The organism is Paraprevotella xylaniphila YIT 11841 (assembly GCF_900683745.1).
Classification (GTDB): domain Bacteria; phylum Bacteroidota; class Bacteroidia; order Bacteroidales; family Bacteroidaceae; genus Paraprevotella; species Paraprevotella xylaniphila.
On sequence record NZ_LR215980.1, the window covers coordinates 1,972,756 to 1,998,072 of the forward strand.

25 protein-coding genes are annotated in these 25,317 nt (G+C 51.3%); 15 read left to right on the forward strand and 10 right to left on the reverse strand.

Annotated elements, in window-relative coordinates:
• Positions 1-3: 3 nt before the first annotated feature.
• The 9 genes from pta (at position 4) to E0E47_RS08430 (ending at position 10,655) form a co-directional block, all read left to right on the forward strand.
• The gene (pta, locus tag E0E47_RS08390; RefSeq protein WP_130893435.1) at positions 4-1,017 is read left to right on the forward strand and encodes a phosphate acetyltransferase; all 1,014 of its coding nucleotides are present in this window, start codon (positions 4-6) and stop codon (positions 1,015-1,017) included.
• Between the two features lie 34 nt (positions 1,018-1,051).
• Positions 1,052-2,245 (forward strand): acetate/propionate family kinase, encoded by a 1,194-nt coding sequence (locus E0E47_RS08395; RefSeq protein WP_130893436.1) that lies wholly within the window; start codon positions 1,052-1,054, stop codon positions 2,243-2,245.
• A 580-nt stretch (positions 2,246-2,825) separates the two neighbouring features.
• Positions 2,826-3,164, forward strand: coding sequence for a hypothetical protein (locus tag E0E47_RS08400; protein WP_130893437.1), 339 nt, complete (start codon positions 2,826-2,828; stop codon positions 3,162-3,164).
• A gap of 83 nt (positions 3,165-3,247) precedes the next feature.
• Positions 3,248-4,333: a 6-bladed beta-propeller gene (locus E0E47_RS08405; protein ID WP_130893438.1), complete on the forward strand. Its 1,086-nt coding sequence runs from the start codon at positions 3,248-3,250 to the stop codon at positions 4,331-4,333.
• 8 nt (positions 4,334-4,341) lie between these two features.
• Complete coding sequence (locus tag E0E47_RS08410) at positions 4,342-4,920, forward strand: hypothetical protein (RefSeq protein ID WP_130893439.1); 579 nt, start codon at positions 4,342-4,344, stop codon at positions 4,918-4,920.
• 33 nt (positions 4,921-4,953) lie between these two features.
• Positions 4,954-6,009 (forward strand): MauE/DoxX family redox-associated membrane protein, encoded by a 1,056-nt coding sequence (locus E0E47_RS08415; protein WP_130893440.1) that lies wholly within the window; start codon positions 4,954-4,956, stop codon positions 6,007-6,009.
• Entirely contained in the window at positions 6,006-6,929 is a 924-nt protein-coding gene (gene lepB / locus E0E47_RS08420; protein ID WP_130893441.1) for a signal peptidase I, read from the forward strand. Before E0E47_RS08415 ends, lepB begins: the two co-directional genes overlap by 4 nt.
• On the forward strand, positions 6,916-8,688 hold the full coding sequence (locus E0E47_RS08425) for a tetratricopeptide repeat protein (RefSeq protein ID WP_130893442.1): 1,773 nt from the start codon (positions 6,916-6,918) through the stop codon (positions 8,686-8,688). Before lepB ends, E0E47_RS08425 begins: the two co-directional genes overlap by 14 nt.
• Positions 8,685-10,655 carry a hypothetical protein gene (locus E0E47_RS08430; RefSeq protein WP_130893443.1) on the forward strand — a complete coding sequence of 657 codons (1,971 nt, stop codon included), beginning with the start codon at positions 8,685-8,687 and terminating at the stop codon, positions 10,653-10,655. The genes E0E47_RS08425 and E0E47_RS08430 overlap by 4 nt, the downstream gene beginning before the upstream one ends.
• Positions 10,656-10,902: 247 nt before the next feature.
• Here the strand turns inward: E0E47_RS08430 and E0E47_RS08435 are convergent, their stop codons facing one another.
• The 5 genes from E0E47_RS08435 to efp all read right to left on the reverse strand — a co-directional run bounded on the left by E0E47_RS08435 (position 10,903) and on the right by efp (position 14,605).
• Entirely contained in the window at positions 10,903-11,670 is a 768-nt protein-coding gene (locus E0E47_RS08435) for a UDP-2,3-diacylglucosamine diphosphatase (RefSeq protein ID WP_008625510.1), read from the reverse strand.
• Positions 11,670-12,002, reverse strand: coding sequence for a metal-sulfur cluster assembly factor (locus tag E0E47_RS08440; RefSeq protein ID WP_008625509.1), 333 nt, complete (start codon positions 12,000-12,002; stop codon positions 11,670-11,672). Before E0E47_RS08440 ends, E0E47_RS08435 begins: the two co-directional genes overlap by 1 nt.
• 22 nt (positions 12,003-12,024) lie before the next feature.
• A complete protein-coding gene (locus E0E47_RS08445) occupies positions 12,025-12,771 on the reverse strand; it encodes a JAB domain-containing protein (RefSeq protein ID WP_130893444.1) in 747 nt (248 codons plus the stop codon).
• Between the two features lie 4 nt (positions 12,772-12,775).
• Positions 12,776-13,867, reverse strand: a complete 1,092-nt coding sequence (locus tag E0E47_RS08450) for a glycosyltransferase (RefSeq protein ID WP_130893445.1) — start codon at positions 13,865-13,867, stop codon at positions 12,776-12,778.
• A gap of 174 nt (positions 13,868-14,041) precedes the next feature.
• Positions 14,042-14,605, reverse strand: coding sequence for an elongation factor P (gene efp, locus E0E47_RS08455; protein ID WP_008625504.1), 564 nt, complete (start codon positions 14,603-14,605; stop codon positions 14,042-14,044).
• A 196-nt stretch (positions 14,606-14,801) separates the two neighbouring features.
• Between efp and rpmH the strand changes: the two genes are divergently transcribed.
• The 6 genes from rpmH to E0E47_RS08485 all read left to right on the forward strand — a co-directional run bounded on the left by rpmH (position 14,802) and on the right by E0E47_RS08485 (position 19,744).
• Positions 14,802-14,957 (forward strand): 50S ribosomal protein L34, encoded by a 156-nt coding sequence (gene rpmH / locus E0E47_RS08460; RefSeq protein ID WP_008625503.1) that lies wholly within the window; start codon positions 14,802-14,804, stop codon positions 14,955-14,957.
• A gap of 108 nt (positions 14,958-15,065) precedes the next feature.
• Positions 15,066-15,722 (forward strand): PASTA domain-containing protein, encoded by a 657-nt coding sequence (locus tag E0E47_RS08465; protein ID WP_008625502.1) that lies wholly within the window; start codon positions 15,066-15,068, stop codon positions 15,720-15,722.
• Between the two features lie 21 nt (positions 15,723-15,743).
• Complete coding sequence (locus tag E0E47_RS08470) at positions 15,744-16,835, forward strand: RluA family pseudouridine synthase (protein ID WP_008625501.1); 1,092 nt, start codon at positions 15,744-15,746, stop codon at positions 16,833-16,835.
• Between the two features lie 34 nt (positions 16,836-16,869).
• On the forward strand, positions 16,870-17,877 hold the full coding sequence (locus E0E47_RS08475; protein ID WP_130893446.1) for a D-alanine--D-alanine ligase: 1,008 nt from the start codon (positions 16,870-16,872) through the stop codon (positions 17,875-17,877).
• A gap of 15 nt (positions 17,878-17,892) precedes the next feature.
• Positions 17,893-19,050, forward strand: coding sequence for an acyltransferase (locus tag E0E47_RS08480; protein ID WP_130893447.1), 1,158 nt, complete (start codon positions 17,893-17,895; stop codon positions 19,048-19,050).
• 4 nt (positions 19,051-19,054) lie between these two features.
• Complete coding sequence (locus E0E47_RS08485; RefSeq protein WP_130893448.1) at positions 19,055-19,744, forward strand: NigD1/NigD2 family lipoprotein; 690 nt, start codon at positions 19,055-19,057, stop codon at positions 19,742-19,744.
• Positions 19,745-19,855: 111 nt separating this feature from the next.
• On the opposite strand, the gene E0E47_RS08490 is transcribed toward E0E47_RS08485, so the two are convergent.
• The 5 genes from E0E47_RS08490 to E0E47_RS08510 form a co-directional block, all read right to left on the reverse strand.
• On the reverse strand, positions 19,856-20,818 hold the full coding sequence (locus E0E47_RS08490) for a Rossmann-fold NAD(P)-binding domain-containing protein (RefSeq protein WP_130893449.1): 963 nt from the start codon (positions 20,816-20,818) through the stop codon (positions 19,856-19,858).
• 30 nt (positions 20,819-20,848) lie between these two features.
• Positions 20,849-22,099, reverse strand: a complete 1,251-nt coding sequence (locus E0E47_RS08495) for a glutamate-5-semialdehyde dehydrogenase (protein ID WP_130893450.1) — start codon at positions 22,097-22,099, stop codon at positions 20,849-20,851.
• A 94-nt stretch (positions 22,100-22,193) separates the two neighbouring features.
• Positions 22,194-23,282 carry a glutamate 5-kinase gene (gene proB / locus E0E47_RS08500; protein WP_008625495.1) on the reverse strand — a complete coding sequence of 363 codons (1,089 nt, stop codon included), beginning with the start codon at positions 23,280-23,282 and terminating at the stop codon, positions 22,194-22,196.
• A gap of 16 nt (positions 23,283-23,298) precedes the next feature.
• Positions 23,299-24,096: a pyrroline-5-carboxylate reductase family protein gene (locus E0E47_RS08505; protein ID WP_130893451.1), complete on the reverse strand. Its 798-nt coding sequence runs from the start codon at positions 24,094-24,096 to the stop codon at positions 23,299-23,301.
• A gap of 79 nt (positions 24,097-24,175) precedes the next feature.
• The gene (locus tag E0E47_RS08510; protein WP_130893452.1) at positions 24,176-25,309 is read right to left on the reverse strand and encodes an aspartate aminotransferase family protein; all 1,134 of its coding nucleotides are present in this window, start codon (positions 25,307-25,309) and stop codon (positions 24,176-24,178) included.
• Between the last annotated feature and the right edge of the window lie 8 nt (positions 25,310-25,317).

Below are 25,317 nucleotides of genomic sequence, written 5' to 3' on the forward strand. Positions count from 1 at the left end.
AATATGGACTTAATCAAAGAGATTGTCTCACGCGCTCAAGCTAACAAGCAGCGCATCGTTCTTCCTGAAGGTACGGAAGAGCGCACATTAAAGGCTGCCAACCAGATTCTTACCGACGAGGTGGCCGACTTGATTTTATTAGGAAACCCTTCAGAAATAGAAGAAGCGGCAAAAAAATGGGGATTGGGAAACATATCCAAGGCTACTATCATAGACCCGGCTACCAGCCCGAAAAAAGAAGAATATGCCCAATTGCTTTTCGAATTGCGTAAGAAAAAAAGCATGACGATAGAAGAAGCCCACCAAAAAGTGCAGGACCCCTTGTTCTACGGTTGCCTGATGATTAAGGCCGGTGATGCCGACGGACAGTTGGCCGGTGCACGCAACACGACCGGCAACGTATTGCGCCCTGCCCTCCAGATCATCAAGACCGCCCCGGGCATCACCTGCGTTTCCGGAGCCATGCTGTTGCTCACCAAAGCTCCTAATTACGGAAAGAACGGCATTTTGGTCATGGGCGACGTAGCCGTCACCCCCGTACCCGATGCAGGACAGTTGGCACAGATTGCCGTTTGTACCGCCCGCACAGCCAAAGCCGTGGCCGGAATCGACCCGAAAGTAGCCATGCTGAGCTTCTCCACCAAAGGTTCGGCCAAACATGAAGTCGTGGACAAGGTAGTGGAAGCCACCAAGTTGGCACGAGAAATGGCTCCAGGCCTCAGCATCGACGGTGAACTCCAGGCTGATGCCGCGCTTGTGCCGAGCGTAGGCGAAAGCAAAGCCCCGGGTTCCGAAATCGCCGGACATGCCAACGTGCTAGTTGTGCCCAACCTTGAAGTCGGCAACATCTCCTATAAATTGGTACAACGTCTGGGACATGCCGAAGCCATCGGCCCTATCCTCCAAGGCATAGCACGTCCGGTCAACGACCTTTCCCGAGGATGCTCCATTGAGGACGTTTACACCATGGTAGCCGTCACGGCCAATCAGGCCATCGCGGCAAAAGAACAAAAATAAACGGAAACTTTAAAATTACACCTATTTATATAATATGAAGATTTTAGTATTGAACTGCGGAAGTTCCTCCATCAAATATAAATTATACGACATGACCGACCATTCCGTCATGGCACAGGGCGGCATAGAAAAAATAGGCCTGCCCGGTTCTTTCCTGAAAATGACCTTGCCGGACGGGACGAAGAAAATCATCGAGGAAGACATCCCCGAACATACCAAAGGCGTACAATTCATCTTCCACATCCTGACCGCCCCGGAACTCGGTGCCTTGAAATCGTTGGAAGAGCTTGGCGCCGTAGGACACCGTATGGTACACGGAGGAGAAAAGTTCAACCAAAGCGTGTTGCTCACTCCCGAAGTGTTGGAAGCCTTCACAGCCTGCAACGACTTGGCCCCGCTACATAATCCCGCCAACCTGAAAGGTGTAAATGCCGTATCGGCCCTTCTGCCTTCGATTCCCCAGGTAGGCGTATTCGACACAGCCTTCCATCAGACGATGCCCGACTATGCCTATATGTATGCCCTGCCCTACGAGATGTATGAAAAATACGGCATCCGCCGTTACGGCTTCCATGGCACGTCCCACCGTTATGTATCCCAACGTGTCTGCGAATACCTTGGCGTAGACCCTGCCGGCAAACGTATCATCACTTGCCATGTGGGCAATGGCGGTTCCATTTCGGCCGTAAAAGACGGCAAATGTATCGACACCTCCATGGGACTGACTCCGCTGGAAGGCCTGATGATGGGTACCCGTTCCGGCGATGTAGACGGCGGCGCGGTAACCTTTATCATGGACAAGGAAGGGCTTGCTCCTTCTGAAATGTCCAATCTCCTGAACAAAAAATCCGGCGTGGCCGGTGTCACGGGAGTTTCTTCGGACATGCGTGAGGTGATTGCCGCAGCCCACGAAGGCAACCCACGCTGCCGCTTGGCTCTCGACATGTACGCCTACCGCGTGAAAAAGTATATCGGTGCTTACGCTGCGGCCATGAACGGGGTGGACATCATCCTTTTCACCGGAGGCGTGGGAGAAAACCAGGCCGACATGCGCGAAGCTTTCTGCAACGGTCTGGACTATCTGGGCGTATCGCTCGACAAAGCCAAAAACAACACCGTACGTGGCGAAGAAGCCATCATCTCCACACCGGACAGCAAAGTGACGGTATGTGTCATCCCGACAGACGAGGAACTGATGATTGCCAAAGACACCATGGCTTTGGTGTGAGCCTTAATTATGCCCAATATGCTTTTCTCATATTGATATGAGAATTACCCCTGATGTAATCGGGCGTGGAATCGCTTCCGCGCCCGATTTTCGTTCCTGTCCCACACCGTCCCCCGATGAAGCCCGAGTGAAGGCCCGGTGAAGGCTAATCCCCGAGAAAGTTCACCTTAACAAACTGAATTACAGCAAGTATGAAGGATGCGAACCTTTTTTTGAATGAACACATTGTATATGGAAGCAGGCATCTCTATCCCGTTGGCCTTAGCCCTGTCCTCCGTTCACAGCAGAACAAAAAATCGTTTGGAGCACATCGGAGAATCGTTTGACGGTTGTTTCTACAGTGTCTTTCCGACTCCTTGGGGCATTTCTCACAATACCTTTTACAAGATATAATTTTTACACTCTTCAAGCTATTTTGAATAGAAATATGCTTAATAATACATTTTTGTGTTAAAAACGAAATTTAAAAAAATCATTCAAAAAGTTTGCAGTTTATTCCCAAACCACATATATTTGCAATGACACTTTGGGAGGGAGAGTCTCACAAAGAAACATTATAAACGAACTTAAAATAAGAACTATGAAATTGAAAACAACTTTAGTATCTTTGATTGGTGCAATGGTAATTGGTACTACGGGATACGTGGGGTATCAAACTTATGAACCTTATGAAAAAAGCAATGAAAATGATTTGCTTTTTGAAAACATTGAAGCATTAGCACAAACAGAAATTATGTTAAAATGTACACGCCCCGTTAAATACGGAAGTTGCTACGATGAAGACAACATGTGGAGAGGTACTTTTATAGATGAAGTAGAAGTTTATGAAGTAGCATTAGGTTCCCCCATAACTTGCCAACATGCTTCAAAACAATCTTGTCCTCCTGGAACTCACAAAGGTGACGTAATAGAAGGTTAACAAAAAGTGATTCCTGGTTTTAGGAATCACTTTCCTTATCAAAAAGAAAAAGATTCCATCATTGTCTAACTAATTATACAGAAATGAGGTTTTTACATTATATCATTGTATCACTTATTTTTGCTTCGTGCGTATGCACAAAAGAAGATACAGAAACTAATATCATTGATTTACAAAAATACACAGACGATGGAATTAAGAATTCCGACATCTTTAATTTTATCGAATGTATTCCATTAGAAACAAACAACAAATGTTTGCTATCAGATATCAACAAAGTGATATTTTTCAAAAATGAATATTACATCTTGGATAGAAAAGTACAAAAAAGTGTGTTTGTATTCAACAATGATGGAAAATTCATTCGTAAAATAGGCATATTAGGACATGGTCATGGAGAATATCCTAGTATAACAGACTTCACCATAGACGAACAAAAAAAACGAATAATTATTTTATCGGCCCCCTCCCGTGTGTATGTCTATGATTTAAATGGAAAATTCCAATTCTCAAAAGAAATAAGCAAATCACTTATCTGGAATATCATCAGCACTAAAGACGGATTTATAGGAACCACTAATTATCTAACTTACACTGAGGGAAATGAAGCATTCCTATTCTTTGGCTTTGATAAAGACTTTAATGAAATAGGAAAATGGGAAAATGTTTTGGAACAACAAATGTATTCTCCTGCATGCGTTTCTACAGTGCTACAACATCAAAACGGACAGATTTACTATTGGGATAATTATACCAATTCAATCTTTACAATGAATGATATAAAAAGAGGCATGAAAAAAGAATATACCATAGAATTTTCCAATCCTATGCCAGAAGAATACTTTTGTTCATGGGAAAAATTCATGGAAAATCAATTCAAATACGATTTTATAATGGAAGCTATTACATGTGGAAAACAACATATCATTGCATATATACACAACGCAAAACAACATATAGCCATTGTAAACGATAATGGTAAGGTAAAAATAAATGGGTCTTATAAAGAAATTATCCCAACTCTTTTTAATGGAAAAGATAATGAAATGATATACCCTATTAGTGCAGAAAGCTACTTGTCTAATTGGAAAAAGAAAGTAAAAACAAGATATAACAAACTTATTTCTGCCGGAGACAATTATCTATTGTTAAGATTAAAAGTCAAATGAATTTATATATGAAATGGCATAGAATATATCTACTTCTTCTCATATGCTTATCTAATATTGGATGCACACATAAACAAAATATAGGAGACAAAATGTTACAAATAAAATCAAAACAAATAAAAATGCCATTGAATTCCATGTTTTGTATTAAAAGTTCGATAGAGCAGATTGCGATGCAAAAAAAACAATTAAAGTTGATTGTATATCTTGACTCTGTAAATTGTTCAACTTGTACATTAAGAAACATGTATGTTTGGCACGATTTGATGAATAAAGCAAAAACATATAAAGAATCTTTATACTTCTACTTTATACTTCATCCATTGCAATCTGAAAATAAAGAATCACTATATTTAACAGCAAAGGGATTGCATTTCCCAGTCCCCATATACATAGATACATTAAATTGTTTTTCAAAAGAGAACCCACATATTCCCAATGATCCACTAATGCATACTTTTTTATTAGATGACCAAAATAATGTTATTTTAGTTGGAGACCCGACAAAAAATCCACGTATCGAAGAAATGTTTTGGCGCATCGTGAAAGAGAAGTTAGGAGAACCGAAAGATTCTGTGGGGCGATAAACATTATTGCTCCCACCTTTATGATAGACCACCATGCTTAGAAAACACCATAACCCACACCTACTTCCCACCCTCTTAGGAACCATCTTCCTCATCTCCGGATGGCTCAAAGGCGTTGACCCTTACGGCACGTCCTTGCAGATGGAGGAATACTTCCGCGTATGGGGTATGGACGGTATGTGGAGCAAATACGGCATGGCGTGGGCGATACTCCTCTGCACCGGAGAGTTGTTTTTAGGACTGCTGTTGGTATTCGGCATCTTCCGTAAACCGGCAGCTTGGGCGGTATGCCTCCTGATGGTCTTCTTTACGACCGTCACCGGAAACTTGGCTTTTACGGCGACAGGTACTGCCATCCAAGACTGCGGATGCTTCGGCGAAGCATTTAAAATCAGCCATGAAGCCACATTCTTCAAGAACCTCCTGCTATTGGCTTTGGCCATCGGTAATACCCTTGCCGTGCGACACGAAAAGCTTCTACCGGAACATGGGTTTGGAAAATGGACGGCTTTGGCCTGCCTCATTTTCGCTACGGCCATCCCTGTACACTCCGCCTTGTTCCTTCCCCCGGTGGACTTCCTGCCTTACAACCGGGGAACAAACCTTGACGGGCATCCCGACTTCGCCACCTTCAACGGACAATACGAAGAAGTGACGGATTCGCTGCTCAACCTGTCGGAAAACAAGCCATTGGCCATCATTACGGCAAGGAAAGAACTGAAAGCGGAGGATTGGGAGAAACTGAAGACTTTCAGCACCTTGGCGAAGCAAGGAGACATTGCCCTTTGCCTCCTTTCCCTACCCGGCTTGGAGAACAAAAGCACTGTGGAAAACTGTTATGCTGATGAAGTGACCCTGAAGTCCATACTCCGCAGCAAAAAAGGCATCCTCATCGTGGAAAACAATATCATCCGTGCCAAATGGAACCTGGACACCTATCCGGCCAAACTTATACGCCATGCCACGGGGCTTAAGCAGCTCGCCGCATGGAACAGTTGGATCGCATACCGGTATGGCTTCTGCCTGATGGCCGGGTTACTCCTCATCGGATGGATAAGAAAAAAAGAAAAACAAGCCGTACAAGCATGAAAGTAGGAGATTACATATATAAAGGTATATTCGCCCTTAGCCTTTTGTGTGTAGCTACCGTGTTGGCCGTGGGCATACACTACGGTTGGCGCGCCTTCGTGGCAGACACTTTCATCGTGCCGTCGGACTCCATGCAACCCACCCTGATGCCGGGAGATAAGGTTAAGGTGGACAAGCTCATCTTCGGGGCGCGGATATACAAATCCCTCGACTTCACGGACGGCAGGTTGGAGTGTTGGCGCACAAGGGGACGGCGCGGACTGCGCCCGAACGACATCATCGTCTTCAACTACCCTGTCAACGACGGGAAAATAGGATTCAAAATCAACTATGTGTACGTGAAACGGTGTGTGGCCCTGCCGGGCGACACCATCTCGTTCGTACACAGCCGCCCCGTCAACAACAACTACCACGGCACGATAGGCGTGCCCGACATGCAGCAACAACTGGAAAGCGTGCCCGACGACCAACTGCCGTGGGGCGTAATGTGGCCGATATTGACGGGCGACCCGCGCTTGGGATGGAGCGCGAAAAACATGGGGCCGCTCTACGTGCCGAGACGCGACGACATCATCCGGATGGACGACTGGCGCAAGGCGGACATCTACCGCATGGCCATCGAGTTCGAGACCCGCAAACCGCTCATTTGGAACGGGGAACGGAACGTTTGCCTCTCCGGCGGGAAGCCCCTGCCCTACTACCGGTTCCAAAGGAATTACTACTTCGTATGCGGGGACCATGCCGCCAACTCACGCGACTCGCGCTATTGGGGCTTCGTGCCGGAAGAATACATCGTGGGCGTGGTATCGGAAGTGGTGGAATCCATAGACCGCACTACCGGACGCGAACGCAAGGAACGCGCCGGACTGAACCTGCTCTATCCCCAATCTCCCCAAACTGACGAAAATGAAGCGGCATGACCTGACACGATACGGCATGGCCGCCATCCTGACGACCTGCCTGTGCCTCCCGGCGGTATGGCAGACGGTGGCCTACCCGTCTGTTTCCGACGTATGGTGTTACGGGATGGTGGCCATGTTGTCCATCGCGGCTTCCTGTGCCTCCCTCCGGGCACAGCAGTGGCCAAGGCCGCACGCCTTGGATGCCATCGTCCTGCTATGGGCACTTTACATGGCCTGCAACTATTGGTTCCTCTCCCCTTATCCGGCCACGGAAGACTTCCGCGAAGCCGAAGCCTTGTGCCTTGCCTATGCGGCCTTGCGCCTCGCCATCCCTTTTTGCGGAAAGGCATTCGGGCAGGTATGGACCGCCGGACTATGCTTGGCCGGACTTTACCAAACCTATACCGGAATCGCCCAACTGGCCGGTTGGGAACCTTCACACCACTACCGTTATGCCCTGACGGGCACATTCTTCAATCCCGGCCCGTACGCCATTCTGGTGGCCATTGCGTTGGCCGTAGCCGCCGCATGGCTGTACAACCATAAAGGAGCATGGACAGGATTGTCCCGGCCAGACAAAGTATCCCGTGCAACCGTATACGCCCTATGGGCAGCCGGACTGCCGGTGTTGGCCGCCACATGGAGCCGCACGGCATGGGTGGCTCTGGCGGTAGCCCTTGCCGTCATGCTATGGCGTGGCCACCGCCGCATGGTGCTTGGAGGGCTGGCCGCAGCCGCCATCCTCGGTGCATGCGCTTATTTCATGAAACAAGGTTCGGCCGACGGCCGCCTGCTGATGGCCATCGTGGCCGGAAAGGCATGGATGGCGGAATGGCTTACAGGGCACGGACTGGGCGGTTTCGCCCACGCCTACGGGGAAGCGCAAGCCGCCTTCTTCGCCGGGCATCCGGATTCCCCGTTGCTGTCCGTGGCCGGAAGTCCGGAATATGCCTTCAACGGTCTGGCCGGAGTGGGCGTGGAGCAGGGCCTCATCGGCATGGCCTGCGCGCTCACGATTACTTCGTGGACGGCTTTCATCCTCGTGCGAAAACGCGAAGTGTCGGCCTGCGGCTATATAGCCCTGCTCGTGGCCTCAATGTTTTCCTATCCGTTCGCCCTATGGCCGTTCCGCCTGTGGGCTACGGGATGGGCGGCCTACGCCGTAAGCCTGCAGGCCGGAACCGGCATGGGGACCGTCTGGTGGAAAAAGGCCGCAGGAGCCGTCGTGGCCGTATCGTTGGCCGTACCTGCCGCATGGTGGACGGCAGGAACAAGGACACGGGTGGAAGCCTACAGGGAATACCGTGCCCTCTCCGGCATACAGGATGCCGCCTTCGTGGATGATTTCCGAAAGAATTACAATCTGTTGGAAAACCGGCCCGAGTACCTGTTCACCTACGGCAAGGCCCTGCGCGAACTGGGGCGGTATAACGACAGTAACGCCACCCTGCGACAAGGCACGCTCGTAAGTTGCGACCCCATGTTCCATGTCATGATGGGGAACAATTACCTTGACCTCGGAGCCGCCCGTGAGGCCGAAACGGCCTATCGCAAGGCTTTCAGCCTGTTGCCCGACCGCGCCTATCCCCTCTACCGCCTCATGAAGCTGTACGAAGCCACGGGCGAAGGTGGAAAGGCACGGGACATGGCGCGGCGGATAGTAGCCTTCCGTGCCAAGGTGGATTCGCCTGCCGTACGGAAAATGAAAGAAGAAGCGGAAGGACTGCTCCGGCAAACCCACACTCCAAAAACACATAGAAAAGACAAAGCCTTATGAGAAGATACATCCTTTTTGCGGCCATCACATGCGGCATGGCATTCCCGGCCTGCGACCGCACGCACGCCCCCCTGCTTGAGGAAGCCTTGGAAATGGCCGGGGAAAACCGCACGGAACTGGAAAAAGTGCTGGCGCATTATGCCGGTGACTCCCTGAAACTGGAGGCCGCCAAATACCTCATCCGGCACATGCCGGGGCATTACTCGCAAACCGACACGGCGGCATTCACGCCGTATTATGACGCCGTGGACTCCCTGCTCACGGCCATGAAGGACACGACGGACAAATGGGTGGTGCGGGACTCTCTGGTAGCCCTCAGCCGGAGGTTCGGCCATTTGCGTCCACAAAAAATGCAGGACGTGAAAATCGTCACCGCCGGTTTCCTCATCCAAAACATAGACAGCGCGTTCGTACAATGGAAGGAAGGACCATGGGCACGGCATCTGGACTTTGAGGATTTCTGTGAATACCTGCTACCTTACAAGGCCGAGGAACTTCAGCCTTTGGACGGTTGGCGCACGAATCTGCGCTCGTTCCACCCCGACCATCTCGACGAACTGGCCTATTGCGACCTGTACAGGAATTCCGCCCTGCAGGCAGCCATCAAGCTGAACGACAACCTGTGGTATTACATGAAACCGGGCATCACGGACGAAACCATCCTGCTGCCCGTCCATCGTTGGCGTACCCGCCTGAGGCTTCCCATCGGTACTTGTGCGGATTACGGCACCATAGCCACGTCCGTATTCCGGAGCCAGGGAATCCCCGTGGTAATGGATTTCACTCCGCAATGGGCTTTCCGCAGCTTGGGACATTCCTGGAACGCCCTATTGGCCGAGGACGGGCGGCACATCCCATTCAGCGGTGCATGCAGCAACCCCGGACAGCCCCACAAGTTGGGCGAACGCATGCCCAAGGTGTTCCGGCGCACATACGCCATGAACCCGGAACTCCGCCGGATGCTCCAAACGGAAGAATACGTGCCGGACGTGTTCCGCAACCCGTTCGTCAGGGACGTGACGGAAGAATACATAGACTGCCGGGATGCGGTCGTCCCCGCACCGGAAGGAAAAGAAGGGCATTACGCCTTCCTCACGGTGTTCGACAACAAGGAATGGGTACCGGTGGACTTTGCACGGATGGAAGACGGGAAAGCCACATTCCATAAAGTGGGAATGAACACGGTCTACCTGCCCGTATGTTATGAGGAAGGAGGAAAAATGAAACCTTTGGCCGCCCCGTTCCTTTTTGCCTACGGCGGCAAGGTACGTCCCGTCATAGCCGACACGACGCGACGTACCGACCTCGTGCTGTGGCGCAAATATCCCGTCCTGCCCCATGTACAGGAAGTCATCATGCGTATCGACAGCGGGGAGTTCCAAGCCTCCAACGAAGCCCGTTTCAAGGAGAAAACCGTACTCCATCGCGTGACGGACTGCTCGGCCACAGGAAAGGAAATCCTGTTGTCCGACACCGTACGCCCCTACCGCTACTGGCGGTTCTACCAACCCAAGGAAGGCTCATACTGCAACATCGCCGACATCCGTTTTTATGAAAGGGGAAGCCACAAACAGATAAAGGGCAAAATCATCGGCACGGACGGCCATTGGGAGGGGAACCCGGAGGGCACGAAGGACAAGGTGTTCGACGACGACCTGCTCACGTTCTTCGACGCGCCCCTCCCGGCCGGGGCATGGGCCGGCATGGACTTTGGCCGCCCCGTGGCCTTGGAACGCATCATCTACACCGCACGGGGCGACGGCAACACGATAGACATCGGCGACACTTACGAGCTGTTCTACTGGAACGGGCAGGGATGGAGTTCTTTGGGCAAACAGGAAGCCGCGAACATCTGCCTGCGGTTCCGCAACGTCCCGTCCGGCGGGCTGTACTGGCTGCGCGACCTGTCCAAAGGAAAGGAAGAACGCATCTTCACCTACGAGCAGGGAAGACAGGTGTGGTGGTGACAAAACATCTTACTTTTCTGCACCAAAAAGCAATCCGCTAATTTTCAATAAAATACAAAACAAAATCAATCTCCGCAGAACGGGAAATCGTTCGGCTGAGATTGATTTTTCAATCGGCTGAGACTGATTTTCCGTTCTGCGGAGATTGATTTTCCGGACAGCACAGAGCAGATTCTGTCATGTATTTTACAGAACTTTCATTTCCGCAAACCGTCCGGCGGAAACAGCGACAGACACGCTACAAAGGTTACAGGCAAGTGTCGCCCTCTACATAGTTCTCCATAAACAGGTTCTCCCCGTCGAACACGGCGTAAGTGAACTGCGTAATCCAGTCGCCCAGAATCAGGACACGGCTCGAACGGGTCAGCATCAGGTCCAGCTCGATGTGGCGATGGCCGAAAATGAAATAGTTGATTTCGGAATGGGCTTTCAGGTATTCCTTGGCAAAACGGACGAGATACTCCTTGTCCTCACCCAGATACGGAGGGTCACCGCCTTCCACGCCATGCTTCAGGCGGCTGTGCGCCGCCCACGACAGGCCGAAATCCACAGCCCAACGGGGATGGATGCAGGAAAACATGCGTTGGCAAAGGCGGTTGCGGAACACGGCACGCAGGAAACGGAACTTGCGGTCGGGGTCGCCCAAACCGTCACCGTGCGCCAACATGAACACCTTGTCGCCCATCTCCACCGTCATCGGCTCGGTGTGCAGCGTCACGCCGCATTCCTTCACCAAGTAATCGCCGCACCAGATGTCGTGGTTGCCCGTAAAGAAGTGTACCTCCACTCCCCGGTCGGCCAATTCGCTGAGCTTCCCGAGGAAACGGGTATAGCCACGGGGCACCACCGTCTTATATTCATACCAGAAATCAAAGATGTCCCCCAACAGGTAAACCGCCGAAGCCTTATCCTTGATGCCGTCCAGAAAGCGCACCAACCGGCGTTCCCGCGTACGGTCATGCGGGATGGAACGGCATCCCAGATGGGCATCCGAAAGAAAATATACGCTTTTCATCACAAGAATCCCAATTCCATTTTGGCTTCCTCGGTCATCATGTCCTTGTCCCACTCGGGTTCAAACACCAGATTGACCTCCACCGACCTTACCTGCTCTATACTCTCCAACTTCTGGCGCACGTCCTCCACGATGAAATCCGCAGCCGGGCAGTTCGGAGCCGTAAGCGTCATGTCCACGCTCAGGGCATAATCGTCTGCCAAGTCTATCTTATATATCAATCCGAGGTCGTACACATTCACCGGTATCTCAGGGTCGTACACCGTCTTGAGCATCTCGATCACTTTCTCTTCCACCTGCAATTTCTCCGGCATTTTCTTTTCCTCTTCCATATATCGATCTTTATTTATCTTGTTATACTAATTTACCTTCTTCACAATAACTGTAAAAACCGCCTTCGGCCACGATGATGTGGTCCAACAGACGGATATTCATCATCCGGCAAGCCTTCTGGAGCCGGTCGGTCAGCCGGTCGTCCTCCATGCTGGGGCGCACCTGCCCCGACGGGTGGTTGTGGCAAAGCGCAATGACAGGCGCACGGTGCAACAGGGCTTCGCGCAAAATCAGGCGGATGTCGACCGCCGTCTCCGTCAACCCGCCTTTACTTACGAGTATCTTATCCAAAATGCGGCAAGCCTGGTTCATCAGAAGCACATAACATTCCTCGTGGAACAAATCCTGCATCTGCGGCAGGAAATAATGGTACAAGTCCACACTGGAACGGATGGAAGGCAGCTCCGCAGCATCTTCCTCCATCCGGCGGCGTCCCAGTTCGCAAGCCGCCATGATAGCCACGGCCTTGGCTTCGCCCAACCCTTTGTAACGGCGCACCCTCTTTTTCTTCCCGGTCTCCTTGTCCCATACCTCTACATTCCCAGTCAGTTCTTCGAGCGACATGCGCCCCAACGCCTTCAAACGGTTGTCGCAATCGGCCATGACACGTTTCATCAAGCCCACGGCAGATTCCTCCACTGTGCCCGAACCGATAAGGATGGCCAACAGCTCGGCATTGCTCAGCGCCGAAGGCCCCTTCTGCATCAATTTTTCACGCGGACGGTCGTCTTCGGCCCATTGCTTGATGTTCAGTTTCGCCGTCTCCATAGCTTTATTTATAGAAATTCTTCTCGAAAGCCGAAAACTCATCCTTACCGCGCACACACCGCTGCCACCATGCACGGAGGAATCCCGTACCGTAACCCGCCAGTTGGACAAAAGAAGCCCCCACGGCCTGTACGCCGATTTTCAAACTGCGGTTGGCCACCGTGGCATCCGTGCAAATCAACAGGGCGAACAACAACAAGGGCAACAAGGGTATCCACGACAAGGCATGGAACACAGCCGCATGCTGCACCAAGCCCGGCATCTCCACGGCATAGACGTAACGGTGGGCCATCTGGAAAATCCAAACCGAACCTACCCATCCCACAAGAGCGGCCAACAGCAGGCAGCATGCCCCCACGGTAAACACCATGGGCAACAGATGCACCAACTTCAGCGATTCGGGATATTTCTTATACAGATTGATACGCGCAATGCCGGAATTATGCACTTGCTTGAAAAACTTCTTCATGTCCGTGCGCCGCTTGTGCCATACCCAGGCAGAGGGAAACAAACGGCAACTGCACCCGGCCTTGAATATCCGGATGCTGAAATCTATATCCTCGCCGAAACGCATTCTGGAGAAGCCTCCCAACCGACGGTAGACTTCCGCCCGCACTCCCATGTTGAAGGAACGCGGATAAAACTTATCCATTTTCTTCTTCCCCCCCCGGATGCCTCCCGTAGTGAAAAACGAGGTCATGGCATAGCTGATGGCCTTTTGCACGTCCGTGAAAGATTCATGTGCCCGGTCGGGACCGCCGAAAGCATCGGCAGGCTCGCTCCTCAACTCGTCATCTACGGCCTGCAAATATCCCGCCGGAAGCACACAGTCCGAATCCAACACTATCAGGTACTCGCCGCTGCTGCGTTCCGCCCCGTAGTTACGGGTCTGGCCCGGCCCAGAGTTAGGTTTGTCATAATACTTCACCGACAGACGTCCGGCGTATTTCTCCACCACATCGCGGCACGGGCGGGAAGAACCGTCCTCCACCACGACCGTTTCAAAGTCCGTAAACGTCTGCCCGGTAAGGCTTTCCAACAGTTCATCCACCTCATCAGGACGATTATAAACCGGTATAATCAGAGAATATTTCATTGTTTCAACTCACGCTACGAGAGACTAACCCTCATTGGACATCCTATCTTCCAAACGAGCCACGACGGGACGCGCCACGGCATCGTCAGGCAAATGTAACAAAAAAAAGTGAACAACAAGGTGCAAAACACCTTATTATTCACTTTCCGTCATTAAAAACTAAAATATCTTCCGTTACTTCACACGGCCCAAATACGAACCGTCGCGAGTATCGACTTCTATCATCTCACCCTCGTTCACGAACAAAGGCACACGCACCGTCGCACCAGTCTCCACCGTGGCAGGCTTCAGGGTATTGGTGGCCGTATCGCCTTTCAGTCCCGGTTCCGTATAGGTTATCTTCAATACCACCTTGGTCGGCACATCAGCGTAAAGCACCGTCTCGGTAGAAGCATCCGAAACCACATCCACGACTTCGCCTTCCTTCATGAAATCCACACCGTTAATCAGTCCTTTGGCGATAGGTATCTGCTCAAAAGTTTCCTGGTTCATGAAAATATAATCTTCGCCCTCCTGATAAAGATACTGGTAGGGGCGACGCTCCACACGCACGTCTTCCAAGGCTTCGCCGATGTTGAAACGACGTTCGAGCACATAACCGTTGACCACGTCTTTCAACTTCGTACGCATGAAGGTATTGCCCTTACCCGGTTTCACATGCAGGAAATCGATACAGAAATACAACTTGCCATCCATACGAATGCAAGTACCTTTTTTAATGTCTTGAGCGTTAATCATAAAAATCTTGCTTTGTATTCTATTTTAAATGTATATAATCAATGCACACTTCCGTTTGCGCTGCAAAGTTAATGGAAAAAAGAAAAAAAACACAAAAGTTTTGGTAGAAAATGACTTATCTCTTGCTTAATTTAAAAAAAGTGCCTAATTTTGCACCCCGAACCCGATAAGAAACAAATAAAAACAGAATATAACAATGAAAAGAACATTTCAACCCCACAACAGAAAGAGAAAGAACAAGCATGGTTTCCGTGAAAGAATGACTACGAAAAACGGTCGCAAAGTATTGGCTTCACGCCGTGCCAAAGGCCGTAAGAAACTTTCCGTATCCGACGAAAGACACGGTAAATAAGTTATAGCCATCTTTTTCCGAAAGAAATTGAAAGAAGTAAGGAAGCCCTTACTTCTTTTTTCTTTTTTATTAGTACCTTTGTCCCCCGAACATACACAGGTACTCGCAATGACCATAAAAGAATTCTTCGGCAAACTGACTAGCAAAATCATTTGGGTGAATCTGCTGGCGATGTTCCTAATCATAGTAGCCATCGCTGCCGGCATCTGGATCGGACTGGAACGCTACACCATGCATGGGGTGGAAATCACCGTGCCGAACGTGAAAGGCATGCGTGTGTACGACGCACGCCAGACTTTGGAAAGGCAAGGGTTAGTGGCTGTCGTCACGGATTCCGGATATAACAAGACGCTGCCTTCCGGTACGGTATTGGAACAGACTCCGGCCAACAACAGCCAAGTGAAACCCGGGCGGGAAATCTACCTGACCATCAATACGACACGCACTCCCACCCTCCCGATGCCGGACATTGCCGACAACAGCTCCCTGCGCGAGGCGGAAGCGCGGTTGACGGCCATGGGATTCAAACTCAGCCCGTGTGAATACGTAGACGGTGAAAGAGATTGGGTGTACGGTGTGAAATACCGTGGAAAGAATATCTTCGGGGGCGACCGTATCCCTATTGATGCCGAATTGACCCTACAGGTAGGAAGCGGAAGCTTTGGCGACGATTCGCTCTACGTTTCCGGCAACGACTCTATTCCCGTCACGGAAGAAGAGCTTTATGACGAAGACCGGGATGTCACGGCCCCGGATGATTTTTAACACACGTTCCCTCATGACACAATGAATACGGACTGTAGCAACGACAAAGACAGGCTACCATTGAACGGCATTCCGTTCACGGACGAAGAACCAGACGAAGAAGGCGTATCGGTGTACGAACACCACCGCCTGACAGCGGACAGCGGACAAAAGCCGATGAGAATAGACAAATTCCTTATGGAACATCTATACAATACGTCGCGCAACCGGCTGCAACGGGCTGCCGAGCAGGAATTCATCCTCGTAAACGGACGGCCGGTGAAAAGCAGCTATAAGGTGAAACCGCTCGATGAAATCGTCATTCTCCTGGACCGGCCTAAATATGAAAATGAAATCATCCCGGAAGACATTCCCCTCGACATCGTGTATGAAGACGAAGACCTGATGGTGGTGGACAAACCTGCGGGATTGGTGGTACATCCCGGCTGTGGGAATTATACCGGCACGTTGGTCAATGCCATCGCCTGGCATCTGAAAGACAATCCGGACTATGACCCGAACGACCCGACTGTAGGGTTGGTACACCGCATAGACAAGGACACCTCCGGACTTCTCGTAGTGGCCAAAAATGCCGATGCCAAAACGCATCTGGGGCGGCAGTTCTTCAACAAAACCACCCAAAGGCTGTACAATGCTTTGGTCTGGGGAAGCTTTCAGGATGAAGAAGGACGTATCGAAGGCAACATCGCCCGTCACCCGAAAGACCGGATGCAGATGGCAGTATTTCCACCGGACAGCGGAATCGGGAAACATGCCGTCACCCACTATCGCGTACTGGAGAATTTCAATTATGTCACGCTCGTGGAATGCAGGTTGGAAACCGGACGTACCCATCAAATCCGTGCCCACATGAAGCATATCGGCCATCCGCTTTTCAACGACGAACGTTATGGCGGGAACGAGATCCTGCGCGGCACACAATTCAGCAAATATAAGCAATTCATACAGAACTGCTTTGCCGTATGTCCGCGTCAGGCACTCCATGCCCGGACGTTGGGATTCATACATCCGCGCAGCGGACAGGAGATGTATTTCACTTCGGAACTCCCGGCAGACATGACGGCACTATTGGAACGGTGGCGTAGTTACACCGCGCATAGGGGTATGGAATAAACAAGAACATAAGCTTTTATAATATCGGCAAAAAATGAAAAAAACAATCGCGATTGTAGCCGGAGGGGATTCCTCCGAACACGACGTTTCCCTTCGGAGCGCCGAAGGTATCTATTCCTTTCTCGACAAGGAAAGATATGAAGTTTATATCATCGAAATCAAAGGCATGGCATGGGAGGCTCACCTGAAAGACGGGAGCCGTTCGAACGTGGACCGCAACGATTTCAGTTTCATGGAAGGCGGCAAGCGTATCCGGCCTGATTTCGCCTACATCACCATACACGGCACTCCGGGCGAGAACGGCATCCTGCAAGGATATTTCGACCTCATCCATTTGCCTTACTCCACATCAGACGTGCTCGTGGAGGCCATGACGTTCAATAAATTCACCCTGAACCAGTACCTGAAAGGATTCGGTGTCTGTGTCAGCGAAAGCCTCATCGTCCGTAAAGGGTTCGAGCATTTGGTCACCGACGACGAAATCATAGAGAAAATAGGCCTACCCTGTTTCGTGAAGCCCAATGCGGGCGGTTCCAGTTTCGGTGTGACGAAAGTAAAAAGTGCAGACCAAATACACGAAGCCATCCTGAAAGCCATGCACGAAAGTGACGAAGTCATGGTGGAAGCGTTCATGGAAGGAACGGAAATCAGCCAAGGTTGCTACAAGACACAAGAAAAAGAAGTGGTGCTGCCCGCCACCGAAGTAGTGAGCGACAACGAGTTTTTCGATTACAACGCCAAGTACAACGGACAGGTCAGGGAAATCACGCCGGCACGCCTGAAAGAGGAAACCGCCGAGCGCGTAAGCCTCATCACCTCCATGATATATGACATATTGGGATGCAACGGTATCATCCGGGTGGACTATATCATCACGCACACCACCGACGAAAACGGCAAAGAGAAAGAAAGAATCAACATGTTGGAAGTCAACACCACACCGGGCATGACCGCCACCAGTTTCATTCCCCAACAGGTACGGGCTGCCGGAATGGACATGAAAGACGTGTTGACCGACATCATCGAAAACAAACTGTCATAACTCAATTATCCGCTTATGCGTACGCCTGAAGAATTCGACGAAATCCGTCCATACGACCCGGAAGAACTCCCGGCCGTTTTTGAAGAACTGATAGCCGACCCGGAATTCCGCGCCGCCACCGAACAGGTCTTGCCCGAAGTACCTTACGAAGTGGCATGCAACCGTCTTCGCCGTTGCCGGACAAACTTAGAAGTGCAACAGACTTTCTTCTACCCTTTGCTTCACGGTATTGTCGGCAAATGCAGCGACGGCCTGGTGTTGGAGAACAGCCAGTCGGTAGACAAAAGTGTACCGCATACTTTCATCACCAACCACCGCGACATCGTGATGGACTCTGCTTTCCTTTCCATCAGTCTCTTGGACAACGGTTTCGGCAACACTATGGAAATTGCCATCGGCGACAATCTGTTGATACGCCCATGGATTAAAAAACTGGTAAGGGTGGACAAGGCATTCATCGTGCAACGCTCTGTGAGCCTGCGCCAAATGCTAGCTTCCAGCACACGGTTGAGCCGCTACATGCACTATGCCATCGCTACAAAACATGAGAACATCTGGATTGCCCAACGGGAAGGACGCGCCAAGGATTCAAACGACCGCACGCAGGATTCCATCCTCAAAATGATGGCCATGGGAGGAGAAGGAAGCACCATCGACCGCCTGAAGCAGTTGAATCTCGTACCGACTGCACTTTCGTACGAATACGACCCTTGTGATTATTTGAAAGCACAGGAATTCCAACAGAAGCGCGACATTGAAGGTTTCAAGAAGAGTCCGAAAGACGACCTGGTGAACATGCAGACCGGGATTTTCGGATACAAAGGAAGGATATGCTTCCGGATGGCAGGCCCGCTGAACGATTGGTTGGGCACATTACCCGCCGATATGCCCAAGACGGAACTGTTCACGGCCGTGGCATCTCATATCGACAAGGAGATTCACCGCAATTACAAGTTATACGCCGGAAATTATGTGGCTGCCGACTTGCTACGGGGCACACAAGAGTTTGCAGCACATTACACTCCTGATGAAAAAGCGCGTTTTGAAACTTACCTCGAAAACCGTCTGGAAAAAGTAACCTTACCCAACCCTGACACGGCTTTCTTACGCGAACGCCTGCTCACGATGTATGCCAATCCGGTGTTTAATTATATGGCCACCCATCAGAAATAAGGATATGAAAAGGCATTGGGGATTAAAAACAGGCTTTCCGCTTTTCCGGTTCCTGCCGGAAAGGGGGAAAGCCTGTCTGTTTCTTATAGGCTGCCTGTGCTGTACAGCATGTAGTGACGATGAAGAAGACGGATACGTATATCCCTCACTTCTGACGGAATTCGTCGAGGTTTACACCGATGCAAGAGGCAACGGCACGCATTTTGTCACCGACGACGGTAAAATATATGCCATCAATAGCCCTATACAAGGCTTGCAGCCTGATGCCGCCTACCGTCTCGTATACGGCTACGAAGTGACAGCCGACTACCAAGAAGGGCATCCTGTGGCTAAAGTCTATACAGCCGAGACGGTCAACCTCTTGAAACCGAAAGAAGAACCGTCGGACGATGACGCTCCATTGGCAATCAACAGTATATGGCATGGAGGAGATTACCTCAACCTTCACCTCGCACCTAAAACACAAGGTGGCAGGCAGGAATGGGGATACCGGACGGATTCCACCCGTTCTTCCTACACCGGAACAATTTACCACTTGTCACTTTATCACCGACAGCCCGGCGACCCGTATTCATATTCCACCACGGTATATGCCAGCCTCCCCCTTCTTCCTCTCGGCCTACAAGAAGGTGACAGCATCGCCTTCACGGTTCTGACTTTCGACGGGCGGAAAACGTGGCAGTTCGGCTTTTAGTACTTCACGCCCAAATAGTCTTCATAAAAAGACCTTGGCTTTCCTTTGTATTCCTTTTAACCTGACCGGCAAACAAGGACACCCTACGCTTGCCGGCCAGATGTGTCAAGGCTATAATGCCTCAAGCATTCGTTTAAGCACTACTGTGGCTGAAATCTCACGATTGGCAGCCTCGGGGATGACCAACGATTGCGGGCTTTCTATCACATCGTCCGTCACAATCATATTGCGGCGCACAGGCAGGCAATGCATGAAGAAAGCGTTGTTCGTCACAGCCATGTGAGCGGCATCCACCGTCCAACTCATGTCCTTGTTCAACACCTTTCCGTAGTCCGCCGGACGGGTCACACCGGGACAGCTCCAGTTCTTGGCGTAGATGAAGTCGGCTCCTTCGAAGGCTTTCAGTTGGTCGTACTCCACACGGGCGTCACCTACGAACTTCGGATCGAGTTCATAACCTTCAGGATGCGTCACGACAAAATCCACATCGGCGGCGTTCATCCATTGGGCGAAACTGTTGGGTACGGCCTGCGGCAACGCCTTGGGATGAGGAGCCCACGAGAGCACCACCTTGGGGCGCGCCGTCCGTTTATACTCTTCGATGGTAATCAAATCAGCAAAGCTCTGCAAGGGATGCACCGTGGCACTCTCCATAAAGAATACGGGCTTGTCGGAGTAACGGATAAACTGGTTCAGTATCTTTTCCTCATAATCGTCCTTACGGCTTTCGAAGGTGGCAAACGAACGTACTCCGATAAGGTCGCAATAGCATCCCATCACGGGAATGGCTTCCAACAAATGTTCGCTCTTGTCGCCATCCATAATCACGCCGCGCTCCGTCTCCAGTTTCCATGCCCCTTGGTTCACGTCGAGCACGATGACGTTCATGCCAAGATTCATGGCAGCCTTTTGCGTACTCAACCGTGTGCGCAGGCTGTTGTTGAAGAAGATGAGGAGGGCAGTCTTGTTCCTCCCCAGTTCCTGATATTGAAAACGATTCTTCTTTACCTCGAAAGCCTCGCGCAAGGCGGCTTTCAAATCGCCTAAGTCTTCTACGTTTTGAAATACTCTCATAAGATTGTTGTTTAATGATTGATAATCGGACTACTTCGGGCGTACCTGTCCGTCGCCCTGCACGAACCATTTGTAGGTCGTGATTTCTTCCAACGCCATCGGGCCGCGGGCATGCAGCTTCTGGGTACTGATGCCTATCTCGGCTCCAAGTCCGAACTGCGCCCCGTCGGTAAACGAGGTCGGCGCATTGGCATACACGCAGGCGGCATCCACCAACTGCAAGAACTTTTCGGCTGCATCGGCGTTCTCGGTAATGATACACTCGCTATGTCCCGACCCGAAACGGGCGATATGGGCCAACGCCTCGTCCATAGAGTCCACCGTCTTCACGGCCATTTTGTAATCCATAAACTCAGTGCCGAAATGTTTCTCCGTAGCCGCTTCCAACAGATCCGCCGGATAATGCCCCTGTAGGGCGGCCAAGGCGCGGCTGTCGGCATAAATGCGCACACGACTCTCCTGCAACGGAGCGCACAATTGCGGCAGGTCGGACAAACGGGAGGCATGAACCAGCACGCTATCCAACGCATTGCATACGCTCACCCGGCGCGTCTTGGCATTGTTGACAATCGCGGCACCTTTCCGCACATCCCCATCCACGTCAAAATAAGCATGGCAAACTCCGGCTCCGGTCTCGATGACCGGAATACGGGCATTCTCGCGCACATATTGAATCAAAGCACTACTGCCACGCGGAATCAACAAATCCACATAACCGCGTGCCTGCAGCAAAGCCGCCGTGGCCTCACGTTCGGCCGGTAATAAGACAACGACATCTGGATTCACACCGAAACGCTCCAATACGCCGTGGATTACTTTCACAATGGCACGATTGGAAAAGTCGGCGTCGCTTCCGCCCTTCAACACGCAGGCACTCCCGGCCTTGAGGCAGAGCGAAAAGACATCGAAGCTCACGTTGGGGCGTGCCTCATAAATTACCCCTATCACGCCGAACGGCACACTCACCCGTTTCAAGTCCAATCCGTTGGGCAACACGGTATGCTTCAGCACCCTTCCCAAAGGAGAAGGCAAATCCGCCACATGACGCGTGTCGGCGGCAATACCTTCCAAACGCGCCGATGTAAGTTTCAGGCGGTCGTACATCGGGTTATCGGGAGACATGCGCTCCAAATCGCGCGCATTTTCCGACAGGATGTATTCCGACTGTGCCAGAGCTTCATCCGCTACCGCACGCAGTATCTCATCCACACGTTCTACCGGCAATTGCAGCAACTCGCGGCCGGCTGCTCTTGCCCGTTCAAACAGAGAAGTCAAATCCATAGTTTTCCTTTTATTATTGTTTTCATTGATTTTTCATCTACACGGTTCCACGTCCGGCACCGGACACGTGCGCCCCACACCGGAAAGCATGGATTCACTCCAAATACAAATAATCATAATGCACCAAAGGCTTGCAGTCGTGCTGCCCGATGACCCGGACGGCCTCCTCGCAGCTATATGCCGTGCGCCCCACTCCCAGATTCTGCCCCTCGGGCGACATGATACGTACCAAGTCGCCTTTTTCAAAATCGCCTTCCACACGCGTGACTCCTACCGGCAGGATACTCACGGCACGGTCGCCGCAAACGGCTTCCACCGCCTTGTCGTTCAGGTAAACCTTCCCTTTCGTGAACCCTGTGCTGTGAGCCACCCATTTCTTCACGCTCGAAACATTGCCTTCACGCGGAGCAAAACGGGTACACACCCGGCTGCCGGGACGTAAAACCAAGTCCGTAAGCACGTCGTCGCGTTTGCCGTTGGCAATGATGACCTCGATGCCTTCGTCGGCCACCTTGCGGGCTATGGAGCATTTGGTCATCATCCCGCCGCGTCCGAAACCGGATTTCTCCGTACGGATATACTCCTGCAAATCCCGTTCCGGTTCCACCTCACGGATAACCTCCACGCCCGGTTCGCCGGGAAGGCCGTTGTATATGCCGTCCACATTGCTCAATATGATTAAAGCCTGCACGTCCATCATCGTGGCAATCAAACCGGACAGTTCGTCGTTATCCGTAAACATCAGCTCCGTCACGCTGACTGTGTCATTCTCGTTCACAATCGGAATAACCCCGTTTTCCAACATCACCATCATACAGTTCCGTTGGTTCAGGTAATGGCGGCGCGTACTGAAACTCTCTTTCATCGTCAGCACCTGCCCCACCGGCAAGCGGTGCTCGCGGAACAGTTCGTAATAGCGGTTGATGAGCTTGGCCTGCCCCACTGCGGAAAACAGTTGCCGTTGGTCCACGCTGTCCATCTTGCGCGAGACGGCCTCTTTCAGCTCGCCTCTCCCGCTGGCCACGGCACCGGAAGAAATCAATATGACTTCGATACCGTTTTCCCGCAGTTCGGCAATCTGGTCCACCAAAGCCGACATGCGTGTCACGTCCAAAGCCCCGTCCTTACGGGTCAGAACGTTACTTCCTATCTTGACGGCTATGCGTTTATATTGTTGTGACATAAAGACACTCCTTTCCTTATTTCTTCACCGAAGCCCTCAATCCTTTGATGACGCTTTGGGTGAACCCGGCCTCCTCCATCGCATTCAGCCCACGGATGGTCAAGCCTCCGGGCGTCGTCACTTTATCAATCTCCATTTCCGGATGCAATCCTCCGGCCTCCAACAAATCCACGGCCCCTTTCATGGTCTGCATGATGACGCGCTGCGCATCCTTGGCATAAAAGCCCAATTCCACACCACCTTCGGTAGCCGCACGGATGTAACGCATCACATAGGCTATGCCACAGGAAGCCAAAGCCATTCCCGCGTCCATCAAGCGTTCCTCAACCAACATGGCATCCCCCATCTCCTTAAACATCGCCAGCATTTGGGCGTCCAATTCCGGCGTGGAACAAACGGAAGTCATAAAAGTCATACCGCTCATAACCGCAATGGCCGTATTCGGTATCAAATAGTACACTCCGGGGTATTCTCCGTCACCACGATCCAAATAAGTACAAAGTTGCGCCGTGCCAATCCCACCTGCCATAGAGGCTATCGCCTGATTGTCATAATCCAAACCACCTTTGATTTCCTCTATCACCTCTTGTATCTTCCAAGGTTTCACAGCTAATATAACCACATCAGCCCCTGTCGCCGCCTGGGAATTCTCACAAGTGATGTTCAACTCCGGAAACTCAACCTTCAATGCCTCCAACTTACCCCGACTGGGATTGGACACCGTGATATCCGATGTCTTGACCAAGCTTCCCTTTGCCAAACCACGGGCAACGGCTCCTCCCATATTGCCCGCACCGATAATTGCAATCTTCATTGTCACTCTCCTCCTTAAAAGCAGACAAACCGGTCTCCGGCATACGCCTGCGACCGGTTTATCTCCGCTTGATTATTCATTAATTATTCACTACACGTTCCAACCGTTTCAAGAAATCAGCCGCTTCCACCTCACTCAGACAAAGCGGCGGCAAGAGCCTCAGCACATTCGTGCCACTGCATCCCGTAAAGCAATGCTCCTCAAAGAGCAACTTGTTCCTGATTTCCTTGTAAGGCACGTCCAACTCCACGCCTATCATCAGGCCGCGCCCTCTGACATCCACCACATGAGGCAGGTGCAAAGCCTTTATGCCTTCCATCAGGAAATTTCCGACCTTGGCGGCATTTTCCACCAGATGCTCCTCTTCCATGATGTCCAACACGGCCAAGGCGGCGGCACAAGCCAAATGGTTTCCACCGAAAGTCGTGCCCAACTGGCCGTACACCGGAGTAAACTTGGGCGAAATCAGCACCGCCCCCATGGGGAAACCGTTGCCGATGCCTTTGGCCACCGTAATCAAGTCCGGCTTCACCCCCAAATGCTGGTGGGCGAAGAACTTGCCCGAACGGCCGTAACCACACTGGATTTCATCGCAAATCAACACCGTATCCGTTTCGTCACATGCCTGCCGCACGCCTTGCATGAACTCGGCTGTGGCCAACCGGATACCTCCGACCCCTTGAATACACTCCACAATCACGGCACACACATCGCCTTTGGCCAACTCCGCCTTGAAAGCGTCCAAATCATTCAAAGGCAAGTAAGTCACATGCCCGTTGGCGTTGATGGGAGCTATGATTTTAGGATTGTCCGTTGTCTCCACGGCCAAAGACGTACGCCCATGGAACGCTTTTGAAAGGGACAACACGCGCTTGCGGCCATTGTAGAAACTGGCCAACTTCAACGCATTCTCATTGGCTTCCGCACCGGAATTAATCAGAAAGAGCTGATAGTCCTCATAACCGCAGGCCTTGCCCAAACGCTCCGCCAGTTCCACCTGCAACTTGTTGACCACGGAATTGCTGTAGAAACCCAACCGGCCAAGTTGCCGTGCCAGCTTCTCTATATAATGCGGATGGCAGTGACCGACACTGATTACGGCATGGCCGCCATACAAGTCAAGATACTCCTGCCCCTTGTCGTCCCAGACATGGCATCCTTTCCCTTTTACGATGTTCACATCGAAAAGCGGATATACGTCGAACAGATTCATTTTATTCC